This window comes from Mesorhizobium sp. M4B.F.Ca.ET.214.01.1.1, assembly GCF_004791545.1.
Classification (GTDB): domain Bacteria; phylum Pseudomonadota; class Alphaproteobacteria; order Rhizobiales; family Rhizobiaceae; genus Mesorhizobium; species Mesorhizobium abyssinicae.
In genome coordinates this window covers 1-477 of record NZ_SRUX01000061.1, presented here as the reverse complement: position 1 = coordinate 477, position 477 = coordinate 1, and the positions used below count along the sequence as shown (strand labels likewise).

The following is a 477-nucleotide window of genomic DNA, read 5'->3' as shown; positions in this document are numbered from 1 at the left end:
CGGAGCAGGATTTACGGTCGAATGAGAAAAACGCCTGCCAGGACCGGAAGAGCCGGAATATTGGGTGAGCTGGCGCAAAGCCGACTAAAGGGCGTTGCAAAGCTCAGGTGCAAAATCGTAGCCTTAAATTGGGAATTTATGCGGGACCTCGTATCTGGTAAATAAGACCAAGCGGAGCTTCATGGAACCTTTCAAACATAGCAGCTTCCTAAGACTTTTGGCCTTCCCAAGAATGGTCGGAGATTTCAAATATGAGACATCAGAAAAAGATCTATTTTTTAGACTTTCTGATGCGAAGGAAAATCACGGTAGCTTGATAAGCAGAGCGCTTTTAGACAACGTCAATAAGAAATTCTGGATTGAAGCGGGAGTATACAGAAACATTATGGATCGCAATATTCCGAAAGCTGGGCGAGCTGCTCCAGCAATTGCTTGGGTTCGCTGCGCGATTCCAGCAGGATCAGGTTCGGTGTCGGC

The 477-nt window shown here is 47.0% G+C and carries 1 protein-coding gene; it reads left to right on the top strand.

Features of this window, described 5'->3' with window-relative positions:
• Window positions 1-181: 181 nt before the first annotated feature.
• Window positions 182-477 (top strand): hypothetical protein (locus EN857_RS35055; protein ID WP_189522823.1); only part of this gene is annotated, 296 nt, incomplete at its 3' end.